The 25555-nt window shown below is 67.0% G+C and carries 25 protein-coding genes; 5 read left to right on the top strand and 20 right to left on the bottom strand.

Annotation, left to right across the window (positions count from 1 at the left end):
• Positions 1-58 precede the first annotated feature (58 nt).
• The 16 genes from AC07UK_RS28790 to AC07UK_RS28715 form a co-directional block, all read right to left on the bottom strand.
• A complete protein-coding gene (locus AC07UK_RS28790; protein WP_436224354.1) occupies positions 59-1141 on the bottom strand; it encodes a protein-glutamate methylesterase/protein-glutamine glutaminase in 1083 nt (360 codons plus the stop codon).
• 23 nt (positions 1142-1164) lie between these two features.
• Positions 1165-1815: a chemoreceptor glutamine deamidase CheD gene (cheD, locus tag AC07UK_RS28785; protein ID WP_013951942.1), complete on the bottom strand. Its 651-nt coding sequence runs from the start codon at positions 1813-1815 to the stop codon at positions 1165-1167.
• On the bottom strand, positions 1815-2726 hold the full coding sequence (locus AC07UK_RS28780; RefSeq protein ID WP_436224355.1) for a CheR family methyltransferase: 912 nt from the start codon (positions 2724-2726) through the stop codon (positions 1815-1817). Before AC07UK_RS28780 ends, cheD begins: the two co-directional genes overlap by 1 nt.
• Before the next feature lie 30 nt (positions 2727-2756).
• Positions 2757-3251 (bottom strand): chemotaxis protein CheW, encoded by a 495-nt coding sequence (locus AC07UK_RS28775; RefSeq protein WP_010812708.1) that lies wholly within the window; start codon positions 3249-3251, stop codon positions 2757-2759.
• A gap of 28 nt (positions 3252-3279) precedes the next feature.
• A complete protein-coding gene (gene cheA, locus AC07UK_RS28770; RefSeq protein WP_436224356.1) occupies positions 3280-5283 on the bottom strand; it encodes a chemotaxis protein CheA in 2004 nt (667 codons plus the stop codon).
• Between the two features lie 52 nt (positions 5284-5335).
• Entirely contained in the window at positions 5336-6301 is a 966-nt protein-coding gene (gene motB, locus AC07UK_RS28765; RefSeq protein WP_436224357.1) for a flagellar motor protein MotB, read from the bottom strand.
• A gap of 27 nt (positions 6302-6328) precedes the next feature.
• Entirely contained in the window at positions 6329-7192 is an 864-nt protein-coding gene (motA, locus tag AC07UK_RS28760) for a flagellar motor stator protein MotA (protein ID WP_013951938.1), read from the bottom strand.
• Between the two features lie 119 nt (positions 7193-7311).
• A complete protein-coding gene (gene flhC / locus AC07UK_RS28755; RefSeq protein WP_013951937.1) occupies positions 7312-7917 on the bottom strand; it encodes a flagellar transcriptional regulator FlhC in 606 nt (201 codons plus the stop codon).
• Positions 7914-8231 carry a flagellar transcriptional regulator FlhD gene (gene flhD, locus AC07UK_RS28750; RefSeq protein WP_010812713.1) on the bottom strand — a complete coding sequence of 106 codons (318 nt, stop codon included), beginning with the start codon at positions 8229-8231 and terminating at the stop codon, positions 7914-7916. Before flhD ends, flhC begins: the two co-directional genes overlap by 4 nt.
• A gap of 486 nt (positions 8232-8717) precedes the next feature.
• Positions 8718-9452, bottom strand: coding sequence for a DUF4088 domain-containing protein (locus AC07UK_RS28745; protein ID WP_436224358.1), 735 nt, complete (start codon positions 9450-9452; stop codon positions 8718-8720).
• A 44-nt stretch (positions 9453-9496) separates the two neighbouring features.
• Entirely contained in the window at positions 9497-11356 is a 1860-nt protein-coding gene (locus AC07UK_RS28740) for a methyl-accepting chemotaxis protein (RefSeq protein ID WP_494686974.1), read from the bottom strand.
• Positions 11357-11457: 101 nt separating this feature from the next.
• Positions 11458-13107: a methyl-accepting chemotaxis protein gene (locus tag AC07UK_RS28735; protein WP_436224360.1), complete on the bottom strand. Its 1650-nt coding sequence runs from the start codon at positions 13105-13107 to the stop codon at positions 11458-11460.
• A gap of 103 nt (positions 13108-13210) precedes the next feature.
• The gene (locus AC07UK_RS28730) at positions 13211-13687 is read right to left on the bottom strand and encodes a chemotaxis protein CheW (protein ID WP_018311878.1); all 477 of its coding nucleotides are present in this window, start codon (positions 13685-13687) and stop codon (positions 13211-13213) included.
• Between the two features lie 141 nt (positions 13688-13828).
• Positions 13829-14221, bottom strand: a complete 393-nt coding sequence (locus AC07UK_RS28725) for a response regulator (RefSeq protein WP_436224361.1) — start codon at positions 14219-14221, stop codon at positions 13829-13831.
• 153 nt (positions 14222-14374) lie between these two features.
• On the bottom strand, positions 14375-16342 hold the full coding sequence (locus tag AC07UK_RS28720) for a putative bifunctional diguanylate cyclase/phosphodiesterase (protein ID WP_436224362.1): 1968 nt from the start codon (positions 16340-16342) through the stop codon (positions 14375-14377).
• 113 nt (positions 16343-16455) lie between these two features.
• The gene (locus AC07UK_RS28715) at positions 16456-18204 is read right to left on the bottom strand and encodes a methyl-accepting chemotaxis protein (RefSeq protein WP_436224363.1); all 1749 of its coding nucleotides are present in this window, start codon (positions 18202-18204) and stop codon (positions 16456-16458) included.
• A gap of 540 nt (positions 18205-18744) precedes the next feature.
• Between AC07UK_RS28715 and AC07UK_RS28710 the strand changes: the two genes are divergently transcribed.
• A complete protein-coding gene (locus AC07UK_RS28710) occupies positions 18745-19053 on the top strand; it encodes an H-NS histone family protein (RefSeq protein WP_010809859.1) in 309 nt (102 codons plus the stop codon).
• A 110-nt stretch (positions 19054-19163) separates the two neighbouring features.
• On the opposite strand, the gene galE is transcribed toward AC07UK_RS28710, so the two are convergent.
• Entirely contained in the window at positions 19164-20183 is a 1020-nt protein-coding gene (gene galE / locus AC07UK_RS28705; protein ID WP_436224364.1) for a UDP-glucose 4-epimerase GalE, read from the bottom strand.
• Positions 20184-20350: 167 nt separating this feature from the next.
• On the bottom strand, positions 20351-21373 hold the full coding sequence (locus AC07UK_RS28700; RefSeq protein WP_436224365.1) for a tyrosine-type recombinase/integrase: 1023 nt from the start codon (positions 21371-21373) through the stop codon (positions 20351-20353).
• A 224-nt stretch (positions 21374-21597) separates the two neighbouring features.
• On the opposite strand from AC07UK_RS28700, the gene AC07UK_RS28695 reads away from it, so the two are divergent.
• The gene (locus AC07UK_RS28695) at positions 21598-22032 is read left to right on the top strand and encodes a nuclear transport factor 2 family protein (protein ID WP_436224366.1); all 435 of its coding nucleotides are present in this window, start codon (positions 21598-21600) and stop codon (positions 22030-22032) included.
• Between the two features lie 61 nt (positions 22033-22093).
• Complete coding sequence (locus AC07UK_RS28690) at positions 22094-23089, top strand: NAD(P)H-dependent flavin oxidoreductase (protein WP_436224367.1); 996 nt, start codon at positions 22094-22096, stop codon at positions 23087-23089.
• Positions 23090-23143: 54 nt separating this feature from the next.
• On the opposite strand, the gene AC07UK_RS28685 is transcribed toward AC07UK_RS28690, so the two are convergent.
• The gene (locus AC07UK_RS28685) at positions 23144-23692 is read right to left on the bottom strand and encodes a PadR family transcriptional regulator (RefSeq protein ID WP_436224368.1); all 549 of its coding nucleotides are present in this window, start codon (positions 23690-23692) and stop codon (positions 23144-23146) included.
• Between AC07UK_RS28685 and AC07UK_RS28680 the strand changes: the two genes are divergently transcribed.
• The gene (locus tag AC07UK_RS28680) at positions 23691-23948 is read left to right on the top strand and encodes a hypothetical protein (RefSeq protein ID WP_436224369.1); all 258 of its coding nucleotides are present in this window, start codon (positions 23691-23693) and stop codon (positions 23946-23948) included. The genes AC07UK_RS28685 and AC07UK_RS28680 overlap by 2 nt on opposite strands.
• A gap of 84 nt (positions 23949-24032) precedes the next feature.
• The gene (locus tag AC07UK_RS28675; protein ID WP_114135613.1) at positions 24033-24260 is read left to right on the top strand and encodes a hypothetical protein; all 228 of its coding nucleotides are present in this window, start codon (positions 24033-24035) and stop codon (positions 24258-24260) included.
• Positions 24261-24363: 103 nt separating this feature from the next.
• Here AC07UK_RS28675 and AC07UK_RS28670 read toward each other — a convergent pair whose 3' ends face one another.
• Positions 24364-25509: a hypothetical protein gene (locus AC07UK_RS28670; protein WP_494686975.1), complete on the bottom strand. Its 1146-nt coding sequence runs from the start codon at positions 25507-25509 to the stop codon at positions 24364-24366.
• Positions 25510-25555 lie beyond the last annotated feature (46 nt).

Raw genomic sequence — 25555 nt, 5'->3', positions numbered from 1 at the left:
TTGTTGCCAGGACGAGCGCTGCGCGCCGGCATGCGCACCCCGCTCGTCCCGATTTCGTTTACACCCGCTGCGCGCGCGTGCCGTATGTGGCCAGGCGTGCCATCACGCGCTGGGTCATCGCCGGCAAGGGCACGACTTCATGCACGCCGCCGGTGGCGATCGCCTCCTTCGGCATGCCAAACACAATGCATGTGTGCTCGTCCTGGGCCAGGTTGTAGGCACCGGCCTCGCGCATGCGCAGCATGCCGCGCGCACCGTCCTTGCCCATGCCGGTCAGGATCACGCCGATCACGTTCTTGCCGCCATGCTGCGCGGCCGAATCGAACAGCACGTCGACCGACGGGCGGTGGCGGTTGACCGGCGCTTCCTGCGACAGGTGCGCGACATAGTTGGCGCCGCTGCGCGCCAGCAGCAGGTGCGAATCGCCCGGCGCGATATACGCATGGCCGGGCAGCACGCGCTCGCCGTGCACGGCTTCCTTGACCGTGATGCGGCACAGGCCATCCAGCCGCTGCGCGAACGAGCGTGTAAAGCCGGCCGGCATATGCTGCACGATCATCACCGCCGGGCTGTCGGGCGGCAGCGGCATCAGGAATTCCTTGATGGCCTCGGTGCCGCCGGTGGAAGCGCCCAGGATGATCAGCTTTTCGGTCGACAGCAGCGGGCTGCGCAGCATCGGCACGGGCTCGGTGCCGGCCGCTGTCGGCGCGGCCGGCTGCGCGGCCGCGCGCACGCGGGCGCGCGACGCGGCGCGCAGCTTGTCGGCGATGGTGTGGGTGTATTCCAGCAGCCCGTCGCGGATGCCCAGCTTGGGCTTGGTGACAAAGTCCACCGCGCCCAGCTCCAGCGCACGCATGGTGATCTCGGAACCGCGTTCGGTCAGCGACGACACCATCAGCACCGGCATCGGCCGCAGCCGCATCAGGCGTTCCAGGAAGTCCAGGCCGTCCATGCGCGGCATTTCGACGTCCAGTGTCAGCACATCCGGGTTCAGGCGCTTGATCAGGTCGCGCGCCACCAGCGGGTCGGGCGCGGTGCCGACCACTTCCATGTCGGGCTGGCTGTTGATGATCTCCGTCATCAGGCTGCGGATCAGCGCGGAATCGTCCACGCAGAGCACCTTGATCTTGGCGGCAGTCATGATTGATCGTGCTTGTATTGGTTTCAGGGAAGCTGGCGCGCAAAGGACTGCCGCGCAAACAGTTCAGGCGATTGCGCCGGCGCCCGGGCCGAGGTGGCAATGGCGCGGGCCAGTGCGCGCTCGTCGCGCGCCACTGAAACCTGGTCGTCCTGCCGCGTCAGGCGGCGCACCAGCGCCAGCCCGCCGACCGGGAAGTAGCTGACACGGCGCGCATGCGGGCCGCGCAGGTCCTGCGCTGCAACGCGGATCTCCTCGGTCTTCAGGTAGCGCAGCACAAAGTCCGCGTTGCGGTCGCCGATATTCAGCGTGGTCATATTGGCCAGCACCGCCCCGCCGCCGAAGACCTTGGCCTCCAGCCGCTCGCGGCGCGCGCCCATCTTGAGCAGTTCGTTGATCAGCACTTCCAGCGCATAGCTGCCGTAGCGCATCGACGCCGACAGCATGCGGTCGGCGCTGCCGTCGTCATCGGGCAGCATGAAGTGGTTCATGCCGCCCACGCCGGCGCTCTCGTCGCGGATGCAGGCCGCCACGCACGAGCCCAGCACGGTGGTCAGCACCACGTCCTCGCGGGTCACGTAGTACTCGTTGGGCAACAGCTTGATGGCCTGCTTGCCGAACTCGCGGTCGAAATATGTGCGCGTGGCAAGCGCTTCGGGCAGATGGGGCGTGCGCATCACGGCCTTCCCGCCCTGGCCGCGTCCGGCGCCAGTTCATAAACGGTCTGCCCGCGCAGCTGGAATGCGCGCGTGACATATGAGAAGTTCTCCGAGTGGCCGGCAAAGAGCAGCCCGTGCGGCTTGAGCAGCGGCACGAAGCGCTCCAGGATGCGTCCCTGGGTCGGCTTGTCGAAGTAGATCATCACGTTGCGGCAGAAGATGGCGTCGAACTGCTCGCGCATGCCCCAGTCGGGCGCGAGCAGGTTCAGCGGCTCGAACGCGATGGTGGCGGCCAGCTCCGGCTTGACCTTGACCGAACCGGTGCGCGGCCCGGTGCCCTTCAGGAAGAAGCGCTTGAGCCGTTCCGGCGGCAGCCGCGCGACCTGCTCCGCGGAATACACGCCGCCGCGGGCCTTGGCCAGCACCTGGGTGTCGATGTCAGTGGCCAGCACCGTGCCTGCGCGGTCGCCCAGCGCCTCCGCCAGCGTGATGGCGATCGAGTATGGCTCTTCGCCGGTGGAGGCCGCCGAGCACCACACGCTGTAGGGGCGGCCGGTCTTCTTGGCGTGCTCGGCCAGCAGCGGAAAGTGATGGGCCTCGCGGAAGAACGAGGTCAGGTTGGTGGTCAGCGCATTGGTGAAGAACTCCCACTCCGACGAGCGGTCGTCCGCGTCCAGCAGCGCCAGGTATGAGGCGAAGTCCGACAGCTGCAGCGCGCGCAGCCGGCGCACCAGGCGGCTGTAGACCATCTCGCGCTTGTGGCTGCCCAGCGAGATGCCCGCGCGCCGGTGGATCAGCGCGCGGATTTTCTCGAAATCGCGTTCGGTCAGCAGGAAGTCGCGCGCGTCGTCGCGCCGCAGGATGGCGCCCGGCGCAAGGACCGACCCGGTCTGGCCGGGAACGCTGGCGGCGGTGCGGAACGGCGTCATGGGATGTGCTTCAGTGGTGCGTGCGCTGCGTCAGGCCAGCTCGGCCTCGACCAGCGCCATCTCCGCGCTGGTCATCAGGCGTTCGATATCGATCAGCACCAGCATGCGCCCGTCGATGGTGCCCAGCCCGGTCAGGTGCTCGGTCGAGATCGACACGCCGAACTCCGGCGCGGGCTTGATCGCATCGCCCGTCAGCGTCAGCACGTCGGACACGCCATCCACCACGATGCCGACCACGCGGCCGGCCACGTTCAGGATGATGACCACGGTCTGGTGGTCGTAGCGCACGTTGCCCAGGCGGAACTTCAGGCGCAGGTCGACGATCGGCACGATCACGCCGCGCAGGTTGGTCACGCCCTTGATGAAGTCCGGCGCGCTGGAGATGCGGGTCACGGTCTCGTAGCTGCGGATCTCCTGCACCTTGAGGATGTCGATGCCGTATTCCTCCGACCCCAGCGTGAAGACCAGGAACTCCTGGCCCGAAGCGTCGCTTCCGGGGGTATCGATGTGTCCGATGCCGGCCATGATGTCTAGTTCTCCTGTGATTGGTCGGTTACTGCGCCAGCGCCGGCTCCTGCCGGCGCACGCCGGTGCGCTGCAGCGCGCCGACATCGACGATCAGCGCCACGCTGCCGTCGCCAAGGATGGTCGCCGCCGAGATGCACGGCACCTTGCGGTAGTTGGTTTCCAGGTTCTTCAGCACCACCTGGTGCTGGCCGATGAGCTGGTCCACCAGCAGCGCAAAGCGCTTGCCTTCGGCCTGCAGGATCACGGCGATGCCCTGCGTTGGCTCCTGCAGCGCGCCGGCCACGTTGAACACGCGGTGCATCTCAAGCAGCGGCAGGTATTCGCCACGCACGTGCATGACGCGATCGGAGTTGGCGGCGGTGTGGACATCCTCGGCCTTGGGCTGCAGCGACTCCATCACGCAGTTCAGCGGCAGGATGAAGGTCTCTTCGCCGACCTTGACCGACATGCCGTCCAGGATCGCCAGCGTCAGCGGCAGCACGATGCGGATGGTGGTGCCCAGGCCCGGGCGCGAGCTGATCTGGACGTGGCCGCCCATCTCCTGGATATTGCGCTTGACCACGTCCATGCCAACGCCGCGGCCCGACACGTCGGTGACGACTTCGGCCGTGGAAAAGCCCGGCGCGAAGATCAGCTGCCAGACCTCTTCATCGGTGATGGTCTCGGACACCGGCAGGCCGTTCTGGATGGCCTTGGCCAGGATGCGCTCGCGGTTCAGGCCGCCGCCGTCGTCGCTGACTTCAATGACGATATTGCCGCCATGGTGCTGCGCGGACAGGATCAGCTGGCCGGTCGCGTCCTTGCCGGCAGCCACGCGCTTGTCCGGGGTTTCGATGCCGTGGTCCAGGCTGTTGCGCACCAGGTGCGTGAGCGGATCGATGATGCGTTCGATCAGGCTCTTGTCCAGTTCGGTGGCCTTGCCGACGGTGACCAGGTCGATCTGCTTGCCGAGCTTGCTGGCCAGGTCGCGCACCAGCCGCGGGAAGCGCGAGAACACATAGTCCATCGGCATCATGCGGATCGACATCACCGCTTCCTGCAGGTCGCGCGCGTTGCGCTCGAGCTGGCCCATGCCGGAGAACAGGCGGTCGAACAGCACCGGGTCCAGCGCAGAGGCAGTCTGCGCCAGCATCGACTGCGTGATCACCAGCTCGCCCACCAGGTTGATGATCTGGTCGACCTTTTCGGTCGGCACGCGGATCGAGCCTTCGCCGTGCGCGGCGCCCGCCTGCGGCTTGGCCTTCTCGCGCGCGGCGGCGGGCGCTGCCGCCGCTGCTGCGGGGGCCGCCGCGGCCGGGACGGGCGCCGGGACCGGCGCCTCGACCACCGCGGGGGCAGCGGCAGGGGCTTCGGCTTCGATCACGATCTGGTCCAGGTCGATCACGAAGCAGCACACCGCGATGATGTCGTCGGCGCTGCACTGGGTGTTGAGCCACACCACCAGTTCGCCATTCGCCTCCTGCTGGCCGGTGATCTCGCCCAGGTTGGCCAGTTCCTCGCGCAGCAGCGCCTGGTCAGAGGCGGAAACCCGGATCAGTCGGATCTTGAGCCCGCCGCCCGTGGCAGCGGCAGCGGGGGTCGTTGCTGCAACAGGTGCGGGCGCCGGGGCCGGGGCAGCTGCGCCGGCCCCAGCGGCTTCCTGCGCCAGCTGTTGCAGCACGGCGCAGATGCGCGCCAGCGTTTCCGGATCGGGTTCGGTGCCGTTGCGGTAGGCGTTGAGCTGGTCTTGCAACACGTCCTTGGTTTCCAGAAAGGTGTCGATGATGGTCCTGGTCAACGCCAGTTCCTGCCGGCGCGTGCGGTCCAGCAGGTTCTCGAAAATATGGGTGGTCTCGGTCAGCGCCGCGAAGCCGAAGGTGGCGGCCCCGCCCTTGATGGAGTGCGCCGCCCGGAAGATCGCGTTCAGATGCTCGGGATCGGGCGACTCAATGTCCAGGCCGAGCAGCAGCTGCTCCATTTCGACGAGCAGTTCTTCCGCTTCCTCGAAGAAGGTCTGGTAAAACTGTGTGATATCGATATCGACAGACATGGCGTCCTGAGTCACTTGGTTACTGCACTGGCGCTGCCGCAGCGGCTGCGCGTCATGGTTTGCTGCCCGTGGGCGCAGGCGCGGGCGCGGAGGCCGCTGCCAGCCCCGCCTGCATCTCCTGCGCAGCCTTGCCGGCCTGCGCCGCAACCGAGACCTCGGCGGCGCTGGCGTTCTCGGCCTCGAAGCGCGCCTGGGCCTTGTGGTTGAGCACCACGATGCTGATGCGCCGGTTCACCGGCGCCAGCAGGTCTTCCTTGTCCAGCGGCATGGTCGCGGCCAGGCCCAGCACGCGCAGCACCTTGCCCTCCTGCATGCCGCCGGCGATCAGCTCGCGGCGCGAAGCGTTGGCGCGGTCGCCCGACAGCTCCCAGTTGCTGTAGGTGCGCTCGCCGTTGGAATAGTTGGCCGCATCGGTATGGCCCGACAGGCTGACCTTGTTGGGCAGCTCGTTCAGCACCGGCCCGATCTCGCGCAGGATGGTGCGCATATAGGTCTCGACCGTGGCGCTGCCGGTGCGGAACATCGGCCGGTTCTGCGTATCCAGGATCTGGATGCGCAGCCCCTCGCTGGTGATGTCCAGCAGCAGCTGCGGCCGGAACTGGCGCAGCATCGGGTTGTTCTCAATGATCTGCTCAAGGCGCTGCTTGAGCGCGCGCAGGCGCTGCGCTTCCTGCTGCTCGTTGCGCCGCTGCTCGTCGCTGGGTTCGTTGGTGCGCGCGCGCAGGGTCTCGCCGTCCTTGCGCAGCGCGTCCTGGCCGCCGCCCGGGATCACGCTGGGCGTCTGGCTGCTCTTCTCGCCGCCGACGACGGCCACCTTGAGCGGCATGCGGAAGTACTCGGCAATGCCTTCCAGCGTCTTCTTGTTGGCGCTGGAGAGCAGCCACAGCACCAGGAACAGCGCCATCATCGCCGTCATGAAATCGGCGTAGGCGATCTTCCAGCTGTGGTTGCCGTGCGGCCTGGCGTGCGATTTCGCCCGGCGGACGATGATCGGACGCATATCGTGTGCGCTGCTCATGACGGTGCCCCTTGCTGCTTGCGCGCCTTAATTCAGGCTCTTGACTTCACGCACGTGGTCGTCGAGCTCAAGGAACGACGGCCGCACCGTGGAGTACAGCACCTTGCGGCCGAATTCCACCGCCACCAGCGGCGCGTAGCCGTTGAGCGAGGCCAGCAGCACCACCTTGATGCATTCGTAGACCTTGACGTTCTCGGACACCTGCAGCTCGATGCGCGCGGCCAGCGGCGAGACAAAGCCATAGGCCAGCAGGATGCCCAGGAAGGTGCCGACCATGGCGTGCGCGATCAGCGCGCCCAGCTCGGCCGGCGGCAGGTCGGCCGAACCCAGCGCATGCACCACGCCCATCACCGCGGCAACGATGCCGAAGGCGGGCAGCGCGTCGCCGACGCGCGACAGCGCATGGGCGGGGATCTCGGCCTCGTGGCGGAAGGTCTCGATCTCGTGGTCCATCAGGGCCTCGATCTCGAAGGCGTTCATGTTGCCGTTGACCATCATGCGCAGGTAGTCGGTGAGGAATTCCATCACCACCGGATCCGACAGGATGCGCGGGTACTGGCTGAAGACGCTGCTGGCGGCGGGGTCCGCGATTTCCTTTTCCAGGAACAGGATGCCCTCGCGCCGTGCCTTGGACAGCAGCACGTACAGCAGCGACATGACGTCCAGGTACAGCTCCTTCTTGTACTTGGAACTCTTGAACAGGCCCGGCAGGGCCCTGGCGGTGGCCTTGATGGCCTTTGCTGTATTGGTGGCGATGAAGGCGCCGAAGGCGGCGCCCCCGATGATCACAAATTCCGCCGGTTGATATAGCGCGCCCATGTGGCCGCCGGTCATGGCGTAACCGCCAAGCACCGCCACAACCACGACGACATAGCCAAGAACTACTAGCACGATCGGATCCCCGTCTAAAAACGCGCGTCAGCCACGCTCATTTGCCCGTTGCACGGGCGCACGGAGAGAATCCGTCCGCCAGCGCAGCAAGCTTGCCAGCCGGCGGACCTTGACCAGGATCAGGTGTTGGTCTGCACGGCGGCGGCGTCTTTCGAGAGCTTCTTCACTTTCCCTGCGCGTGACGGCGGACGGCACAGGCTGCACACAAAATTCGCGTGCGGCTCATACGCGTGCGTGACAAACTGCCCGCCGCAACACGTGCACCGGGACAGCTGCAGCATATTGCTCTCGAAGAACCGTACTAACGTCCAGGCACGCGTGAAACTTAAGACAATTTCGCCGCCGAGCAGCGAAACATGCTCAAGGTACAGGCGGTAGGCAGCCACCACCGCGCGAATGCCCACGGTCTCGCCCTCCTGCACCATGAACTGGTAGGCAGAGAAGAACAGCGACGAGTGGATATTCGGCAGCCAGGTGGTGAACCAGTCCGTCGAAAAGGGAAGCATGCCCTTGGGGGGTGAGACGCCGCGCAGTTCCTTGTACAGGCGGATGAGCCGGTCACGCGACAGCGTGGTCTCGGCTTCAAGCACCTGCAGGCGCGCACCCAGGCCGATCAGCTCGATCGCAAGCTGGGTCTGGTTGGCATCCTGGAGCACGCTCTTGCGGCTGGGAACGGAGGTGGCCGTGTAACTCCGGGTCGGCTCGGCCTGCAGGAGCGCGGTCAATTGAGCGACTCCACAGGCTGGCGTGCAAGCAGGATCGCGGCGTGGATCTGCTGCATGTCATGGCTCTTGGCCGTGTGGGTGAGAGTGGACAGAAGCGCATGGTCGTCGAAGCGGAACCTGCACAGCACCATGTTGGATGCCGCCAGCTTGACGAGTTGCGCGGAAGTCAGCTTGGCAAGAATATCCGCGATTTCCTTGCTGACCCCGAGCCGGAACATGGCTTCGACCTGGTTTTCGCGCACCAGGCGTTGCGCGAGCAGCAGATAGGCGAGGTTAACCTCCCTGATCTCCTGGAGAACTTCACTGCTTTCCAATTTATCCCCGCTACCAAAAACCCGCCGTAGCCGCTTGTCCGGCGCTTACCGGTGCCCTCGCGGGCCCGGCGACCAGATCGTTTGTATGCGGCTGGGCGGGTACAACGTACGACTGAAGGAACTACGCCCGTGTCCAACTGTAATCAACCCCGTTACAAGTGTTACAGAGTGTAAGTGGGACTGTTACGTTTATATCGGCAATCGACCCGCAATGCCAATCCCTACTTACGCGGGGGGGAAACCAAATGTCGCATGAAACATACATGAGCGCGCACATTTTGTAACATGTCACATCTCTGACACTTGATCTGGCGCAAGCCAGACACGCAAACGTCATATCTGCAAACGCCCGACCAGCGCCCTCGGTAGCCTGCTGGAATCCTCTATTGACGAGTGGCGCGTATTGCGCTCAGCGCGCAAGCACAGTCCGTCATCCCAGTACGAGATTCGTGGCCGGATGCAGCGCGCCGGATGCCCACCGCGCCCTCAGTGCCCGAACATGCGCCGCAGCCACGCCGCCAGCCGGGCGAACACATCGTCGGGCGCTTCGCGGAACAGCGCCGGGCGCATGCGCTCCACCTGCTCCAGCACGCGCGAGGCTTCTTCCGGCCGCACTGAGCCGTATTCCAGGGCCAGGCCCAGCATGCCGCGCAGCTCGCCCACGCGGGCGCGGCCCGCGGCTTCGCTGTCTTCGGTCTGCAGCGCGTACATCAGGTCATAGGCGCGCTGGCGCAGGCTTTCGGCCAGGCGCCATGCGGGCGTGCGCATGCGCTCTTCCAGCACCCGCACGTCTTCCGCCGAAGCCGCCACCTGCGTGGCGAGCGTCTCGGTGAAGGCCGCATCGGCGCCGCATTCCGACAGCACCTGCGCCGCCCATTCGCGCGCATGCGCCAGGCGCTGGTCCGGCGTCCAGTCGGGCTGCACTGCCAACCCGAAGCCAAAGCGCTGGGCATCGCGCATCAGCGCCGCCAGCGCATTGGGCAACTGCTTGTCGAACACGCGGCGGGCCCAGCCGTATTCACCGCCGGACAGCAGCCGCGAGACCGCGCGCTCGGTGAGCGGGCCGTCATGCTGCAGCAGCCGCGCGCGCAGGAACTCCTGGAAATCGGGCGGCAGGAACTCGCGGTCCAGGCCGGTCGAGACCCCGACGAACTGCTCGAATTCCTTGCGCAGCCGGGCCGCATCGTCATGCGGCAGGGCCAGGTTGATCTCGGTCGTCATAGCCTTGCCATCCGGGCCGCCGCGCGGCCCGTTGCCATTGGGGATCAGAACGCGCTCCAGTCGCCGTTGTCGGCGGCTGCCAGCACGGGCCGCGCGGTCCTGCCTGCCACCAGCCGCGCCGGCTGCGCGGCGACAGCATCAGCCGCCCCGGGTGCGGCGGCATGGTCCGCCGCAGCCACAGCCGCGGCCTTCGTGCTGGCAGGCAGGGCCTTGGCGACCCGCTTGCCGGCAGGGATGGCGCGCACCGCGCCGGCGGCACGAGACGCCCTGGCCGGCACCGCCGTCGCCGCAGGCAGGGACTGGGCCACGAACGAACCCGCGCGGTCATCCTCAGCCGCCAGGCGGAACGTCGCCACGGCTGCCTGCAGCCGGCCGGCCTGCTCTTCGAGCGAGCCCGCGGCGGCGGCGGCTTCTTCCACCAGTGCCGCGTTCTGCTGCGTGCCTTCATCCATCTGCGCCACGGCCTGGTTGACCTGTTCGATGCCCGCGCTCTGCTCGGCCGACGCCGCGCTGATCTCGCCCATGATGTCGGTCACGCGCTTGACCGCCTGCACGATCTCGTCCATGGTCTTGCCCGCCTGGCCCACCAGCGCCGAGCCGTTGTCCACGCGCTCCACCGTATCGCCGATCAGCCCCTTGATCTCCTTGGCTGCGTTGGCGCTGCGCTGCGCCAGGCTGCGCACCTCGCCCGCCACCACCGCGAAGCCGCGGCCCTGCTCGCCGGCGCGCGCCGCTTCCACCGCCGCGTTCAGCGCCAGGATGTTGGTCTGGAAGGCGATGCCTTCGATCACGCCGATGATGTCGACGATCTTCTTCGACGCATCGTTGATCTCGTCCATGGTCTGCACCACCCGGCCCACCACTTCGCCGCCGCGCAGCGCCGTCTCCGACGCATTCGCCGCCAGCCCGCTGGCCTGGCGCGCGTTGTCCGCGTTCTGGCGCACCGTGCTGGTCAGCTCTTCCATGCTCGACGCCGTCTGCTCCAGCGCCGCCGCCTGTTGCTCGGTGCGTTGCGACAGGTCGTTGTTGCCCGCGGCGATTTCCCGCGAGGCGCTGCCGATGGATTCGGCCGAGACCTTGAAATCGCGCACCATGCGCGACAGCTGCTGCTGCATCTGCTGCATCGCATAGACCAGGCTGCTCTTGTCACCTGCGCGCGTGGTCACCGGCGAGGAGAAGTCGCCTTCGGCAATGCGCGCGGCAATCGCGGCCGCATAGGCCGGCTCGCCGCCCAGCTGGCGCGACAGCGCCCGCGCCAGCAGCACGCCCAGCAGCACCGACAGCGCCAGGCCGCCCAGCACCAGGCCCAGCATCCACAGGCGGGAGGCGTTGTAGACGCTGCGCGCTTCTTCCATGTTGTTGCGGGCGCGGTCGTCGCGGCGCTTGACCATCTGGAACATCACCGCTTCCAGCGCATGGCTGTCCTTGAGCAGGTCGGCGCTCTCGGAGAACACCTGGCTTTCAAATTGCGAGGTATCCAGCGGCTGCTTGCTGACCAGTTCGACGTACTTCTCCATGCGCGCGCGGAAGGCCGGCGACAGCTCCTGGTACTGCTTGACCAGTGCCTTGCCCTCAGGCTTGTCGAAAACGCCCGCGACCTGGCGGATGCGTTCGTCCATCGCGCCGAGCGACTTCACGATCTGCTCCTTCTCGGCCGAACGCTCGCCCATGGTCGATGCCGACAGCAGCGCGATCTGCGCGCGGCTGGCATAGACCAGGTTGATATTGGCGTCCTGCACAGCCTTCAGCGCCTGCAGGTCGCCGTTGTAGATCTTGCCGGTCCAGTCGGCCATGCGCCCCATGTTGACCACACCCAGCAGCCCCATCACGGCGCCGATCACGGCAACGACCAGGAATCCGGCAACCAGCCTGGTCGTGACGCGCAGTTGATTGAACCAATGCATAGCAACTCCCCCTTGTAACTGAAGCCTCGGGCGCGGCGTGCCGCGCCCGTTTTGTACGCATGCAGGCCGGTGTTCCGCGCCTGCCTCGTCTTTGATTCGGACTAGGCCTGTGCCAGTGACTGGGCCGCGTCGGCACGCGCATGGGCCGGCAGGCGCTGCGGACGCACCTCGGCCTGCATGCTGACGCGGAACGTGGCAATGGCGTCGCGCAAGCGCATGGCCTGCTCTTCAAGCGAGCCCGCGGCGGCGGCGGCTTCTTCCACCAGCGCCGCGTTCTGCTGCGTACCTTCATCCATCTGCGCCACGGCCTGGTTGACCTGCTCGATGCCCGCGCTCTGCTCGGCCGACGCCGCGCTGATCTCGCCCATGATGTCGGTCACGCGCTTGACCGCCTGCACGATCTCGTCCATGGTCTTGCCCGCCTGGCCCACCAGCGCCGAGCCGTTGTCCACGCGCTCCACCGTATCGCCGATCAGCCCCTTGATCTCCTTGGCTGCGTTGGCGCTGCGCTGCGCCAGGCTGCGCACCTCGCCCGCCACCACCGCGAAGCCGCGGCCCTGCTCGCCGGCGCGCGCCGCTTCCACCGCCGCGTTCAGCGCCAGGATGTTGGTCTGGAAGGCGATGCCTTCGATCACGCCGATGATGTCGACGATCTTCTTCGACGCATCGTTGATCTCGTCCATGGTCTGCACCACCCGGCCCACCACTTCGCCGCCGCGCAGCGCCGTCTCCGACGCATTCGCCGCCAGCCCGCTGGCCTGGCGCGCGTTGTCCGCGTTCTGGCGCACCGTGCTGGTCAGCTCTTCCATGCTCGACGCCGTCTGCTCCAGCGCCGCCGCCTGCTGCTCGGTGCGCTGCGAAAGGTCGTTGTTGCCCGCGGCTACCTGGCGCGTCGCCGTGGAGATACTGGCCATGCCTTCCTGGATCTCGTGCGCCACTGACTGCAGGCTGCGCTGCATGGTCTGCATGGCCTGCGCCAGTGCCCCGATCTCATCCGCGCTGCGGTGCTCGAAGCGGGTGGTCAGGTCACCCGCGCCCATGCGCAGCGCAAAGTCCAGCATTTGGCGCACCGGACGGTGCACGCGCGCCAGCAGCATGGTGCCGGCCGCGAACGACGACGCCAGCGCCAGCGCAAAGCCGCCCCACAGCCACGGGCGCAATGCGGCCACGCCGGCGCCGCCCAGGGCTTCCACCGCAACCAGTGCGGCCAGGAACCACACCATGCCGCCGGCCTGCGCCCACAGGATGCGGCGCTTCAGGTTCAGGCGCAGCAGGCCCTGCACCAGGCCGCGCAGCCCGGTGCGCACCACGGCGCCGTGGCGGATCGCCAGCCCGTCCGCGCGGCCGGCCCGGAAGCGCGCGTAGGCGGCGCCGGCGGCTTCCACCTGCTCGCGCGTCGCCATCGAGCGCACCGAGGTGTAGCCGACCACGCTGCCATCGACGCGCGTAGGCGTCACGGTCGCATTGACCCAGTAGAAGTCGCCGTTCTTGCGGCGGTTCTTGACCACGCCCATCCAGGTGCGGCCGGCCTGCAGGTCCTGCCACAGGTCGGCAAACGCTTCGGGCGGCATGTCGGGATGGCGCACCAGGTTGTGCGCCGCACCGAGCAGCTCTTCGGCCGCAAAGCCGCTCGCCTCGATAAAGGTGCGGTTGGCAAAGGTGATCCGGCCCTTGAGGTCCGTGCGCGAGATCAGGTAGTCCGATGGGGAGAGCTTGTATTCGCGCTGCGTAACGGGTTGGTTGTTTCGCATCTATGACAATACTGCAGGCCCGGGCGCGGCAATGTGCTGCACCCTGGGCGGGTTCGGTCCGGCAGGCGGGTGCCGGCCGGACAACGTTGGCGCTGCCGCGGGATCAGGCCACCGCTTCGAGCGCGGCGAGTTCTTCGGTGTTGAGCAGCTTCTCGATGTCGACCAGGATCAGCATGCGTTGCTCGACCGAGCCCAGCCCGCGGATGTAGTCGGTCGCCAGTTCGCCGGAGAAATGCGGCGTGGGCTTGATCTGCTCGGCGGCAAGGGTCAGCACGTCGGACACGCCATCCACCACGATGCCGGTGGTGCGGTCGTTGAGGTCGACGATGATGACGACCGTGTACTGGTCGTAGCTGACGTTCTGCTGGCGGAACTTGATGCGCAGGTCGATGATCGGCACGATGATGCCGCGCAGGTTGATCACGCCCTTGATGTAGTCCGGTGCGTTGGCAATCTGGGTGACCGACTCGTAGCCGCGGATCTCCTGGACCTTCAGGATGTCGACGCCGTATTCTTCCCGGCCCAGCGTAAAGGCCAGGAACTCCTCGCCCGCGCCGTCTGCCTTGTCGATGTGCTTCATCGTCTAGCCCCCCAAAATTGGCTCATGCTGGTTTGCTGGCGCTGCTGCGGCCAAGGCCGCTGGCTGGCACCGGGGCATGACTTCGCCCACCAGTGTTTACGGCAGCAATCCGGCTGACTGAAGGGCGACGCCCGGCTTCCCTTACCCTTCCGAGGTAGGGGGCGCGGTGGACAGCAGCGCCGTCACGGCCTGCATCAGCTGGTCAGGATCGAAGGGCTTGGGCAGGAAACCCGAGGCGCCGGCGGCGCGGGCCTGCTCGCGGATGCTGCCGTCCTGCTCGGTGGTCAGCATCAGGATGGGAATGCACGCATAGCGCTCAGTGGCGCGCAGGCTGCGGATCAGCGTGAGGCCATCCATGCCGGGCATGACCTGGTCGGTGACCAGCATGCCGAAGCTGGCGCCGGCTGCGAGCGCATGTGCCTGGTCGCCGTCAGCCGCCTCGGTCACGTCAAACCCTCCTGCGCGCAGGCAGGCGCCGATCATGCGGCGTAGCGAAGGGGAATCGTCGACGACGAGGATGCTGGGCGATAACATGGGCGCCTCCGGTTTGCAGGACTCGATTGATCCGCCAGGATGGACAGCACGGGCAACGCAGCCGGCGACGGACGGGCCGGCGCAGGGCTGCGCCGCGAACGCTGGCAGCCTGCCAGACCGGTTATCGGCCGCGCTGCAAAAAAACTTTAGCCGTCAGGCGCCGCCCTGCTTCCGCAACGCATCGGCAAAACCGGCAGCATCCAACGGCAACGACAGCAGGTAACCCTGCACCTCGTCGCACCCCATCTCATTGAGGATTTCCAGCTGCGATGCCGATTCAACGCCTTCGGCCACCACCTTCATGCGCAGCTCATGCGCCAGCGCCACCATCGAGCCGACGATGGCGCGGCCCTGCGCATCGGTGTCGAGCCCGCCGATCAGCGTGCGGTCGATCTTGAGCGTGCCCACGCGCAGGCGTTTGAGATAGCCCAGGCTGGAATAGCCACTGCCAAAATCGTCCAGCGCCACCTGGATGCCGAGCGACTGCAGCTCAGCCAGCGTTTCCAGTGACTTGCCGATATCCTTCATCGCCGCGGTCTCGGTGATCTCCAGCGTGATCGCCGAGGGCGGGATGTCGTGCTGGTGGATCTGCTCGAGCAGGTATTGCGGGAAATTGCGGCTGGCAAAGCGCAGCCCCGAGACATTGATCGCCACCGGCACGGTGGGCACGCCGGCGTCCCGCCATTGGCGCACCTGGCGACAGACGCTGGTCAGGACCCAGTCGTCGAGCTTGTCGATCTGGCCCGACTGCTCGGCCACGGTGATGAACTCGGCCGGGCTCACCTGGCCCAGCGCGGGATGGCGCCAGCGGCATAGCGCTTCGGCCCCCACCAGCGTGCGCCGGCGCGCATCGTACTTGGGCTGGAACTGCAGCGACAGTGCGTCGTCCTGGATCGCGAGCCACAGGTCGCGCCGGATCACGCGGGTGCGGCGCGCGCGCTCGCCGGCGGCGCTGTTGAACAGGCGCACCTGGTTCGAGCCGCTCTGGCGGGCCTCGGCCAGGCTGACGCGCGCGGCCTGCATCAGCGCCTCTGAGGTCTGCGCATCGCGCGGATAGATGGCAATGCCGATGTTCACGCCGATCTGCATCTGCAAGCCGCGCGCAGCGATGAACTCGGCCAGCGAGCCGAGCATGCGCGAGCCCAGTTCCTGCGCGCGGCCATGGTGGACCAGCTCGGGCACGCCCACGGCAAACTCGTCGCGCGCCAGCCGGGCCAGGAAGTCGTGCGGCTCCAGCACCGCCTGCGCCAGCGCGCCGGCGTCCTGGGCCAGGATATCGTCGGCGCGGATCTCGAAGACCTCGTCGACCTCGCGGTAGTCGGCAATATGGATCAGCAACACGGCGCAGCCGGTCTCGGCCAGCCGCGCCTGCGCGATCGCCTGGTCCAGCCAGCGGCCGAAGGCGACGCGGTCAGGCATCGTCGTTGCCACGCTGTACTCGCCCACCGTGCCCTGCCCGCGCGCGGCGGCACGCACGGTAAGACGGCCGGGGCGGCCGGGAATGCGCGCGCCGCGCCGCGCCAGCCGGGGCTCGTGGCCGCGCGGCAGGCCATGCGCCTCGTCCGCCAGCTCATCGGCCAGGCCGGCTTCGTGGTGCGCCGGCAGCAAGCCACGCGACTGCGCGCGGTGGACGGCGAACATCAGCGCGCACAACGCGGTCAGCCCGCCCGCCAGCCAGGCGGGGTTCGGCAGGCCGGCGGCATCGATGCAGGCGCGCGCCGAGACCGAGCCCGCGCCACAGGCGCGGCCCAGGTGCGTGCCGGCCGCCGCCACCAGCCCGGCGCCAGCGACGACCGCCATGATCGCCGCGCCACGCCACAGCCGCGTGCCCTGGCGCAGCCACTGCACCAGCAGCTTGGCAGCCGCGGTGGCGGCCGCGGCGGCAGCGAAGCTGGCCGCCATCTGCGCCGTGTCGTTGGCCGCCGGCACGCTGCCCGACAGCATCACCACCAGCACGGGCACGCTTACGCTCAGCTGCGACAACAGTGCCGCCGACCAGGTCAGCGTGCGCAGCGAGCGGCCACCGGCTGACTGGTCCGCACGCCCGGCACGAACGCCAAGGGCGGCGGCCACGCCCAGCAGGGCAGCCAGCAGCAACAGGACGGAACTCAGGGCAATCATTGGGCTGCGCGATGATGAAGAGAATGCGCGAAGAAGGTCAGGACGCGGGGCAAACCCCGCATCATGGCATCTTGCAGTCGCCGTGTGAACAAGGCAATGGTGGGGACAATAGTCTAGAACGCGCTCCAGTCATCATCGGCCCCGGCAACGGCCAGCGCGGGCCTCGCCGCCGGACGGCCTGCCGGCAGCGCCGCGGCCGGGCGGGCACCAGCGGTACGCGGCGCTGCGGCTGCCGCCGGGCGCACCGACATGGTGCGTGCGGTGCGGCCAGCGACAGCCGTCGCGGCCGCGCCTGCCCCCACTCCCGTACCCGTGCCAAGGTTGAACACCGAGACCACGTTCTTGAGCTTCTGCGCCTGTTCTTCCAGCGCCCCGGCTGCGGCGGCGGCCTCTTCCACCAGCGCGGCATTCTGCTGCGTCACCTCGTCCATCTGGGTCACCGCCTGGTTGACCTGCTCGATGCCGCTGGTCTGTTCCTGCGACGCGGCACCGATCTCGTTCATGATGTCCGTCACGCGGCGCACGGCCTGGACGATCTCGCCCATGGTCTGGCCGGCTTCGGCCACCAGCCGGGTGCCGCTCTCCACGCGCTGGCCCGACTCGCCGATCAGCGCCTCGATCTCCTTGGCGGCCGAGGCCGAGCGCTGCGCCAGGCTGCGCACCTCGCCCGCCACCACGGCAAAGCCGCGGCCCTGCTCGCCGGCACGCGCGGCTTCCACCGCCGCATTGAGCGCCAGGATATTGGTCTGGAAGGCAATGCCCTCGATCACGCTGATGATCTCGACCACCTTGCGCGAGGCGCCGTTGATCTCGTTCATGGTGTCGACCACGCGGCCCACCACGTCGCCGCCCTTGAGCGCGATCTGCGAGGCCTCGTTGGCCAGTACGCCGGCCTGGCGCGCGTTGTCAGCATTCTGTCGCACCACCGTGGTCAGCTCTTCCATGCTGGCGGCGGTCTGCTCCAGCGACGAGGCCTGTTCCTCGGTGCGCTGCGACAGGTCCAGGTTGCCAGTGGAAATCTGCTGCGTGGCCGATGCCATCGAATCGGCGCCGGTGCGCACTTCGGCAACGATGCCCGACAGGCTGGCCTGCATCGCGGCCAGCGCCTGCATCATGCGGCCGATCTCGTTCTTCGAGACGCTGGCGATGCGCGAGGTCAGGTCGCCGCGGGCGATGCGCTCGAACACAGCCAGCGCCTCTTGCACCGGCGTGACGATGGCGCGGTTCAGCGTGACCGTGCATAGCACGGCGACCGCCAGGCCCAGCACGATCAGCACGATCGACAGCATGCGGATGCGCGCAAAGCTGGCCTGCGCGGCATCGAAGTTGGCCTGTCCGGCAGTCATCTGGAACTTCTGCAGCTTCTCGTGCACGCCCGACATGCTGCGCTGCAGGTCAGGCAGCACCTTCTTCGCCAGCCGCAGGGCCTCTTCCTGGTTGCCGGCCAGCGAGGCCGCCTGCAGCGGCAGCACGCCCTGCTCCATGAACACCTGGCGCTGCTTGCCCAGTTCCGCGGCGAGCGCCTTTTCCTCAGGATTCTGCGGCAGGCTCATATAGCGCTTCCAGGCAGCCTCCGATGCCTCAACGAACACCCTGGAGCGGTCCACGTGAACCTTGGGATCGTCCTGCTCGCCCTGCATCACGTTGCGGTCCAGCGCCAGGCGCATGCGCGTGGTGGCCTGCATCGCCTCGCTGAGCGCGACGGTGGAGCCGAGCTGGTTGGCATAAGTCTCCCTGAGGGCGTCATTGCTTTGAGAAATACCGTGCAGGCCGGCACCGCCGACCAGCAACAGCAGCAGCGACAGCATTCCCATGGCGCCCCGCAGCAGGGTCTTGATCTGGATATTGTTGTGGAAGGACATGATGAAAGAAGACTGTGGCAACCCGCGGGGCACACCCCTGGCCCCGTTCCGGCAGGATCGACGCCCAGATGATCCGCCCTGCCCGGATAACGGCGCCGCCTCCTGGTACTTGAGCCGCCGCGCCGGTGGCGGCGCAATTAATCGGCCATAACTGGCGTGTCGGATATACGGCACCTGGCTTGCCGCGCGATCGCCGCGAACGCCCTGGCGAATTTGCCGCCGCCGATTATGGCGATTTGATTTTGGCGGCGGCTGGCCTGCCGCCGGACCGGTTTGCATACGGCCGCACCATTTACGGGCCTGAACCGCGAACTGCGGCCGGAACTGCAGCCGGGCAACACCGACCAGGACGGAAATCCCGGTGACAGACCACGACACCGAAAGTTCACACAATTATCGGCGCCAAGAATTTTCGCAAAAACAGCATCCGATTACTACGGCAGGATTTGCAGCGGGCGGCTACCTCGTTATAATTGTTTTCAGCATTTTCACCCCCGCACACACCCACCGCATTCCACTCCACCGGAAACCGAGGACCCAATGGCGACTTATCAGGAAATCGTTCAGAAAATCAGTGAACTGCAGAAGCAGGCCGAGGAAATCAAGGCACGCGAACAAGCCACGGTGATCGCGGATATTCGCGAGAAAATCGAGCAATATGGCCTGACCGCGGAAGACCTGGGTTTTGGCGCAAAGGTGCCGGCCGGCAAGAAGGCGGTCAACCGCAAGGTGCCGGTACGCTATCGCGACAGCGCCGGCAATACCTGGACCGGCCGCGGCAAGCGCCCGGGCTGGCTGACCCAGGCCCTGGCCCAGGGCAAGGCAGTTGAAGACTTTCTGATCCGCTGAAACACGCGATCCGGCAGATGGCAAAACGCCACGGAATTGATCCGTGGCGTTTTTGTTTTCTGGCCTGCAGCGGCGCCCGTGCAACACCGCGTCACCGCCTGCCCGGGCCGTCAGGCGTCAAACCCCTGCGGATTCATCGACTGCCAGCGCCATGAGTCCTCGCACATGCGGTCGATGTCATGACGCGCGCGCCAGCCCAGCAGCTGGTTGGCCAGCGCGGGATCGGCGTAGCACGAAGCGATGTCGCCCGGGCGCCGCGCCACGATGTCATGCGGCACCGGCTTGCCGCTGGCACGCTGGTAGGCCTGCACCACTTCCAGCACGCTGTAGCCGCGGCCCGTGCCCAGGTTCACGGTCATGCTCTTGCCCTGCGCGCGCAGGTAACCCAGCGCCGCCAGGTGGCCGTCGGCCAGGTCGCAGACGTGGATATAGTCGCGCACGCCGGTGCCGTCCGGCGTCGGGTAGTCGCCGCCGAATACCATCAGCTTTTCACGGCGCCCGCCGGCCACCTGTGCCACATAAGGCATCAGGTTGTTCGGAATACCGCGCGGATCCTCGCCGATCAGACCGCTTTCATGCGCGCCGACCGGATTGAAATAACGCAGGTAGGCAATGCGCCAGTCCGGATCCGATCTTTCCAGGTCGCGCAGGATTTGCTCGCCCATCAGCTTGGTCTGCCCATACGGATTGGTGGCCGACAGCGGGAAATCCTCCAGGATTGGCACCGCATGCGGATTGCCATAAACCGTGGCCGAAGAACTGAACACCAGCTGTTTCACCCCGGCCGCGCCCATTGCCGCGCATACCGTCAGCAGCCCACCCAGGTTGTTGCTGTAATACTCCAGCGGCTGGCTCACGGATTCGCCCACTGCCTTGAGCGCGGCAAAATGAATCACCCCGCTGATGCGGTGTTCGGCAAAGAGCCGGTCCAGCAACGCGCGGTCGCGCACGTCGCCCTGCACAAAATGCGGGGTCTGGCCGGTAATGGTGGCGAGCCGCTCCAGCACCACCGGGCTGCTGTTGCACAGATTATCCAGGCCAATCACGTGGTAGCCGGCATTGAGCAGCGCAACCCAGGTATGCGAGGCGATATAGCCGGTGGCACCGGTCAGGAGCAAGGTTTCAGGCATGGAAAATAGGCGTCGGAATTCGATTCAGGGCCGGGCCTTTGGCCTGGCGGATTCAAAACATGACTCAAGCACCACTTTCAGCGGCGTAAGCCGGCGAAGCTGCTTATTATCCACGATCTGCCGTTGCGCCCAGCTTAGCTGGTAGCCGGCGCAGAGCGCGGGCAAGGCTAGGCCCGGCTCCGCGGCGCTTCCGCCACCAGCCCAGCGCGCGCCTGCCAGGCTTCATAGGCGGCGTGCAACCGCCAGCCGGACTCCAGGTCGCGCATGCCCAGGCATTGCGCCACCTCGGCCGGCGCCGTGCCAGCCTCGAAATGCATGGCGGCGCAGGTATTGCGCAGCGTCTGCGGCGACGCGCGTTCGCTGCGGCCGGCCAGCACACCGGCCTCGTCCAGCAGGATCTCCACGCGCCGGTAGACCGAGGCGGCATGCATCGGCCGCCCCGACGGCATGGCGGGAAACACCAGGCCGCCAAGCGTGCCGGAGGCTTCGCGCAATGCCAGCCAGGCCCGCAGCGGCGCATGGGCCAGGCTGAACAGCGGCACGGTATAGGCCCGGCCGTTGTCCGCGCGGACCATGCGCAGCGCCATCCGGCCGGGTGCGCCAGCTTCGATGGCATCGACCCGCAGCGCCCGGGCCTCGCCTACCTTCAGGCCGCCGCCGAGCAGCACCGCCAGCAGGGCCGCATCGCGGGCGCGCTTCCATTGGGTGGGCGATGCCGCGGTATGCGTGTCGCCGGCCGGCATGCCGGCCGGGCCGAGTATCCGCGCCACCAGCAGGTCGCGCTCGCCCGGCAGCAGGAAGGCGGTGGGATCGTTCTCGCCGTCGGCCAGATGGGCGCGCACTGCCTGGCTGGCCGGGTTGTGCATGCCCTCGCGCAGCCGCGCCAGGTGATGGAACACCCGTTCGATCAGCCGCGTATAGCGATAGCGGTGCGATTTGTGCAGCTGCTGCGCGTCCAGGAACTCACCGATCTGTTCCGCCGACCAGCTCAGCGGCGGCAGCCCGCGCTCGGCCGACCAGCGCAGCAGCTTGCCCCACATGGCGCGGTACACCACGCTGGTGCCATGCCGGAAGCCATGCCGTGCCAGCCAGCCGTCGAACGCGCGCTCCGGATGGTCACGCCAGGCGGCCAGGTCGGCATCGAACAAGGCCGCCTGTTCAGGATGGGCAGCGGAGGGCTTAGTGGTCACTGACTCTCCTGCCGGGGGCCGGCGTGCGGGGGTTGGGATCCCGCCTATTGTAGACAACCCGTCACTGCGCGGCGGGGGCGCCGGCACAGTTGGTCCCGCATCGCTTGCACAGTGCCCCGGCGCATGCTACCTTTCCATCCACTATGCAACTGGTTGCATAAACCCTGCAGTCAGACCCCGTCAAACGAGACGCCCGCGCACCGACGCCAGCCAAGGAGACCGACGTGACCACCACCAACCTGATTCCCGCCGCACAGGCCTCACTTGAAGCCTGGCACCAGATGCTGGCCAACGGTTCGATGGCCGGGCTCGACGCCATCGTGGCCGATGAGGTGGTGTTCCGCTCGCCGGTTGCACACACTCCCTACCCCGGCCGCGCCGCGATTGGGCTGGTGCTGACCACGGTGAACCAGGTGTTCCAGGACTTCCGCTATCACCGCAGCTTTGTCAGCGAGGACGGCCACAGCGTGGTGCTGGAATTCAGCGCGGCCGTGGACGGCAAGGCGCTCAAGGGCATCGACATGATCCGTTTCGACGACGCCGGCCGCATTGCCGAGTTCGAAGTCATGGTTCGCCCGCGCTCTGGCCTGGAGGCGCTGGCCGCCGCCATGGGCGCGCGCCTGGCCAGCCAGAAGGACACGCTGACCGGCGCGGCCTGACGCAACCCTGTTTCGCAGCACCGTTTTTTCGTTTTACCGGATTACCCAGGAGACTTCACCCATGGCCCTTCCCGCCCACCTCCAGAACCGGCTGTCGCTGCCGGTGGTCTGCTCGCCGCTGTTCATCATCTCCAACCCCGACCTGGTCATCGCCCAGTGCAAGGCCGGCGTGGTGGGCTCGTTCCCCGCGCTGAATGCGCGCCCGGCACCCAAGCTGGAAGAATGGCTGGACCGCATCACCACCGAGCTGGCCGAACACGACGCCAAACACCCGGACCGCCCGTCGGCGCCGTTCGCCGTCAACCAGATCGTGCACAAGTCCAACGACCGGCTTGAACATGACCTGGAGCTGTGCGTGCGCTACAAGGTGCCGATCGTGATCACCTCGCTGGGCGCGCGCAAGGAAGTCAACGACGCAGTGCACTCGTACGGCGGCATCGTGCTGCATGACGTGATCAACAACACCTTCGCGCGCAAGGCCATCGAGAAGGGTGCGGACGGACTGGTGGCGGTTGCCGCTGGTGCCGGCGGCCATGCCGGCACGCTGTCGCCGTTCGCGCTGCTGCACGAGATCCGCGAATGGTTCGACGGCCCGCTGCTGCTGTCGGGCTCGATCTCCAGTGGCGACGCCATCCTGGCCGCGCAGGCCGCCGGCGCCGACCTGGCCTATATCGGCTCGGCCTTTATCGCCACGCAGGAAGCCAACGCGCAGGACGGCTACAAGCAGATGATCGTCGACAGCACCGCCAGCGACATCGTCTACTCCAACCTGTTCACCGGCGTGCACGGCAACTACCTGCGCGGCAGCATCGAGCGCGCCGGCCTGGACCCGAACGCGCTGCCCGAATCGGATCCGTCGAAAATGAATTTCGGCTCCACCAGCGTCAAGGCGTGGAAGGATATCTGGGGCGCCGGCCAGGGCGTGGGCGCAATCAAGCGCGTGGTGCCCGCGGGCGAGCTGGTGCGCCGCTTTGCCGAGGAATATGCGCTGGCACGCCGGCGCCTGGGCTTGGGAGAAGCCAGGCAGGCCGGCACGCGTGCCGTCGATCTGGCCTGACGCAGCCAGTCAGCTGGCCTGGCAGGCCGTAGCCGCCGCCCGTGCCGGGCGCGGCTACAGCAGCGGCAGCAGTTCCTCGCCCCAGGCCACCCAATCCTGCTCGAAGCGGATGCCGCGCTGCAGCAGCGCATAGCGCAACTGCTGCGCGCGGTCCATGTCCGGCGCCGAGAAATCGCGCCGCTCGATGGCAAGGTAAGTCTCCAGCCGGGCCCGGTGCAGCGCGATCAGCCGCCGCATCTCGTCACCCAGGCCAAGCGGCCCGATCACCGCATCGGCGCGCAGCTTGACCAGGATTTCCTCGCGCTGGTCCAGGCTGGCGCCGGGGGTCAGCACCCAGCGTGCCAGTTCGTCATGGCCGGCCGGCAACACCCGGTAGACCTTCTTGCGGTTCTTGCGATCGCCGGCACCGGTCTCGCCTTCCGCCGCCTCGGCTTCATCCGCGGCAATCCAGCCACTGTCAGCCATCCGCCCCAGCTCGCGATAAATCTGCTGGTGCGTGGCATGCCAGAAATAGCCGATGGAACGGTCAAAGCGCCGCGCCAGGTCATAACCGGACGACGGTTTTTCGATCAGGGAAATCAACAAGGCGTGCTGGGTCGACATGCGTCTGGGCAGTGGCCCGTCGGAGGGCGATGAAAAATGGTTGGAAGCGGATGCGGCAGACCCGGAACCGGAACGCGCCGGTAGCCGCACTTCGCCGGGCTGGCGCTATGGTATCGCAATGCCGGCCTTGCGCAGCACCCTCTGCGATGTCGTCATCGGCGTCGCCAGCAAATGCCATACATTCATCAAATTTGTCAGTTTCGAAATTTCCTGGCAGACAGAATTAAAAAACGCTGAATGGCATTTCAGCGCTTAATGCAATACATTCCATACATTGAAATCCAGTGCGAGCGAAATATCCGCCCCCGGCCGCACCTTGCAGCAAACCTGGAGTGTGTCCATGACCGGAAGAATCCTGCTTGCCGAAGAGCGCGACGTGGCCTGGGAAGCCGACGCCAGCGAGCTCCCGTTCGGCATCCTGCCGCCCATGCGCGACAAGGCGCCCATTTACTACCGCCTGCCCGATACGCCGGACGGGCACCATATCAAGGAATACGCCAGCGGGCTACGCCAGCTGGTACGCTTTGTCGGTGTCGAAGAACAGGTTGTCAAATTCAGCCTGGGCTGACCAGGCACGTAACCGTTTCCCTGTGGTTGTCTCCTCCGAGCCCGTTCCTGCGGGCAGGGACTTGAACCCGTGAATTTCGCGGGTTTTTTCTTGGCCGGCCGAATCAGAGCTGCGGCGCCAGGCAGGCCGCGCCGTCCGGGTTGGCCGTTTCCGCCATGCCGAACACCGCCCTGGCGCCGCATTGCGAGCCGAACATGCGTGCCTGGTCGTGGCCCACGCCCACCACTTCATAGGCCTGGTGGCGGATCAGCAGCCCGGGGCTGGCCAGGTAGCGCTCATAGCGCAGGTAGCCGCGGGCACGCTGCAGGCGCGTGGGACCTTCGGCCTCAGCGCCGCACGCCTTGTCGAGTACGCGGTGGTTGGGGTCGTTGTCTTCCGTGCCGGCCAGATAGGTCACCTGGCGCCCGGCGTAGCGCTGGTACAGCGACAGGCCATTGGCTCCCCTTGCGTAGGGCACGATGTCCTGCATGCCATAACGGTACTTGTCGTAATCCGGGCACGCCGCCTTGTCGTAAGGCGCAAACGAGCGGCCATCCGCGCCGGCCGGGCGCACCGGCGTGAAGTACAGGTAGGACGAGGGGTTGGCCACCACATAGCGCAGGTCGATGCCGCGCGCGCGGATGCGCTCGTCGACATTGTTCAGCACGGCATAGCGATGCACGATCTGCGCACCGCCTGAATGCCCGGCCACGGTCACCCTGGCCACCTGCGGCAGGCGCGCCTGGTCGGTGACGAAGGCCATCAGGTCATCGAGGACCTGCAGTGAACTGACCGTGAGCGGCGCGTTGACCGCGTTCTCGCCACTCATCCAGCCCTGCACCGACCATTGCGGCATGCCGTCGAAGCCCTTGCCGTGGTCAGGCGTGCCGGGGAAATTGGGCGCGACCAGCAGCACCTCGTCCGGATTGCGGCCGCTGGCCTTGAGCAGTGCAGCACCGGCGGCGTAGTAGTCATCGCCATTGCGCTGCAGGCCGTGCTGCACGAACACCACCTCGCGGATACGCGACAGGTCTTGGTCGAGCTGATGGTTGGCGTAGACCGGGAAGTCATAGCCCGCGCCCGCGCCCAGGTGCACGCGCTGCCAGTGCGGCTTCGCCTGGGCCGGCGTGGCCGCCGCCTCTATCGCCCTGGCGGCGGCAGGCGCGTCAGGTGCGCTGGCGCAACCGGCCAGCACGGCCATGGCGATGGCGGCACCGGCCAAAGCCCGGCATGGTTTCCTTGGCACAACGAGAGCAATGGCTTGCAGCATGGGGAAGCGACTCCTGTGGGAAGGTTTTGCCGGCGACAGACCCGGA

The organism is Cupriavidus sp. GW821-FHT07C08, from assembly GCF_059419025.1.
Note: the sequence above shows the minus strand (reverse complement) of the source record. Positions and strands in the feature narration are given on the sequence as shown.

Coding starts and splice junctions, on each gene's coding strand:
- AC07UK_RS28680 (WP_436224369.1), top strand. CDS start 23,691: ATGCGTCTGGGCAGTGGCCCGTCGGAGGGCGATGAAAAATGGTTGGAA.
- cheD (WP_013951942.1), bottom strand. CDS start 1,815: ATGCGCACGCCCCATCTGCCCGAAGCGCTTGCCACGCGCACATATTTC.
- AC07UK_RS28735 (WP_436224360.1), bottom strand. CDS start 13,107: ATGCGAAACAACCAACCCGTTACGCAGCGCGAATACAAGCTCTCCCCA.
- AC07UK_RS28670 (WP_494686975.1), bottom strand. CDS start 25,509: ATGCTGCAAGCCATTGCTCTCGTTGTGCCAAGGAAACCATGCCGGGCT.
- AC07UK_RS28685 (WP_436224368.1), bottom strand. CDS start 23,692: ATGTCGACCCAGCACGCCTTGTTGATTTCCCTGATCGAAAAACCGTCG.
- motB (WP_436224357.1), bottom strand. CDS start 6,301: ATGAGCAGCGCACACGATATGCGTCCGATCATCGTCCGCCGGGCGAAA.
- AC07UK_RS28775 (WP_010812708.1), bottom strand. CDS start 3,251: ATGGCCGGCATCGGACACATCGATACCCCCGGAAGCGACGCTTCGGGC.
- AC07UK_RS28780 (WP_436224355.1), bottom strand. CDS start 2,726: ATGACGCCGTTCCGCACCGCCGCCAGCGTTCCCGGCCAGACCGGGTCG.
- AC07UK_RS28710 (WP_010809859.1), top strand. CDS start 18,745: ATGGCGACTTATCAGGAAATCGTTCAGAAAATCAGTGAACTGCAGAAG.
- AC07UK_RS28715 (WP_436224363.1), bottom strand. CDS start 18,204: ATGTCCTTCCACAACAATATCCAGATCAAGACCCTGCTGCGGGGCGCC.
- galE (WP_436224364.1), bottom strand. CDS start 20,183: ATGCCTGAAACCTTGCTCCTGACCGGTGCCACCGGCTATATCGCCTCG.
- AC07UK_RS28720 (WP_436224362.1), bottom strand. CDS start 16,342: ATGATTGCCCTGAGTTCCGTCCTGTTGCTGCTGGCTGCCCTGCTGGGC.
- AC07UK_RS28790 (WP_436224354.1), bottom strand. CDS start 1,141: ATGACTGCCGCCAAGATCAAGGTGCTCTGCGTGGACGATTCCGCGCTG.
- cheA (WP_436224356.1), bottom strand. CDS start 5,283: ATGTCTGTCGATATCGATATCACACAGTTTTACCAGACCTTCTTCGAG.
- AC07UK_RS28675 (WP_114135613.1), top strand. CDS start 24,033: ATGACCGGAAGAATCCTGCTTGCCGAAGAGCGCGACGTGGCCTGGGAA.
- AC07UK_RS28725 (WP_436224361.1), bottom strand. CDS start 14,221: ATGTTATCGCCCAGCATCCTCGTCGTCGACGATTCCCCTTCGCTACGC.
- AC07UK_RS28745 (WP_436224358.1), bottom strand. CDS start 9,452: ATGACGACCGAGATCAACCTGGCCCTGCCGCATGACGATGCGGCCCGG.
- AC07UK_RS28730 (WP_018311878.1), bottom strand. CDS start 13,687: ATGAAGCACATCGACAAGGCAGACGGCGCGGGCGAGGAGTTCCTGGCC.
- AC07UK_RS28740 (WP_494686974.1), bottom strand. CDS start 11,356: ATGCATTGGTTCAATCAACTGCGCGTCACGACCAGGCTGGTTGCCGGA.
- AC07UK_RS28690 (WP_436224367.1), top strand. CDS start 22,094: ATGGCCCTTCCCGCCCACCTCCAGAACCGGCTGTCGCTGCCGGTGGTC.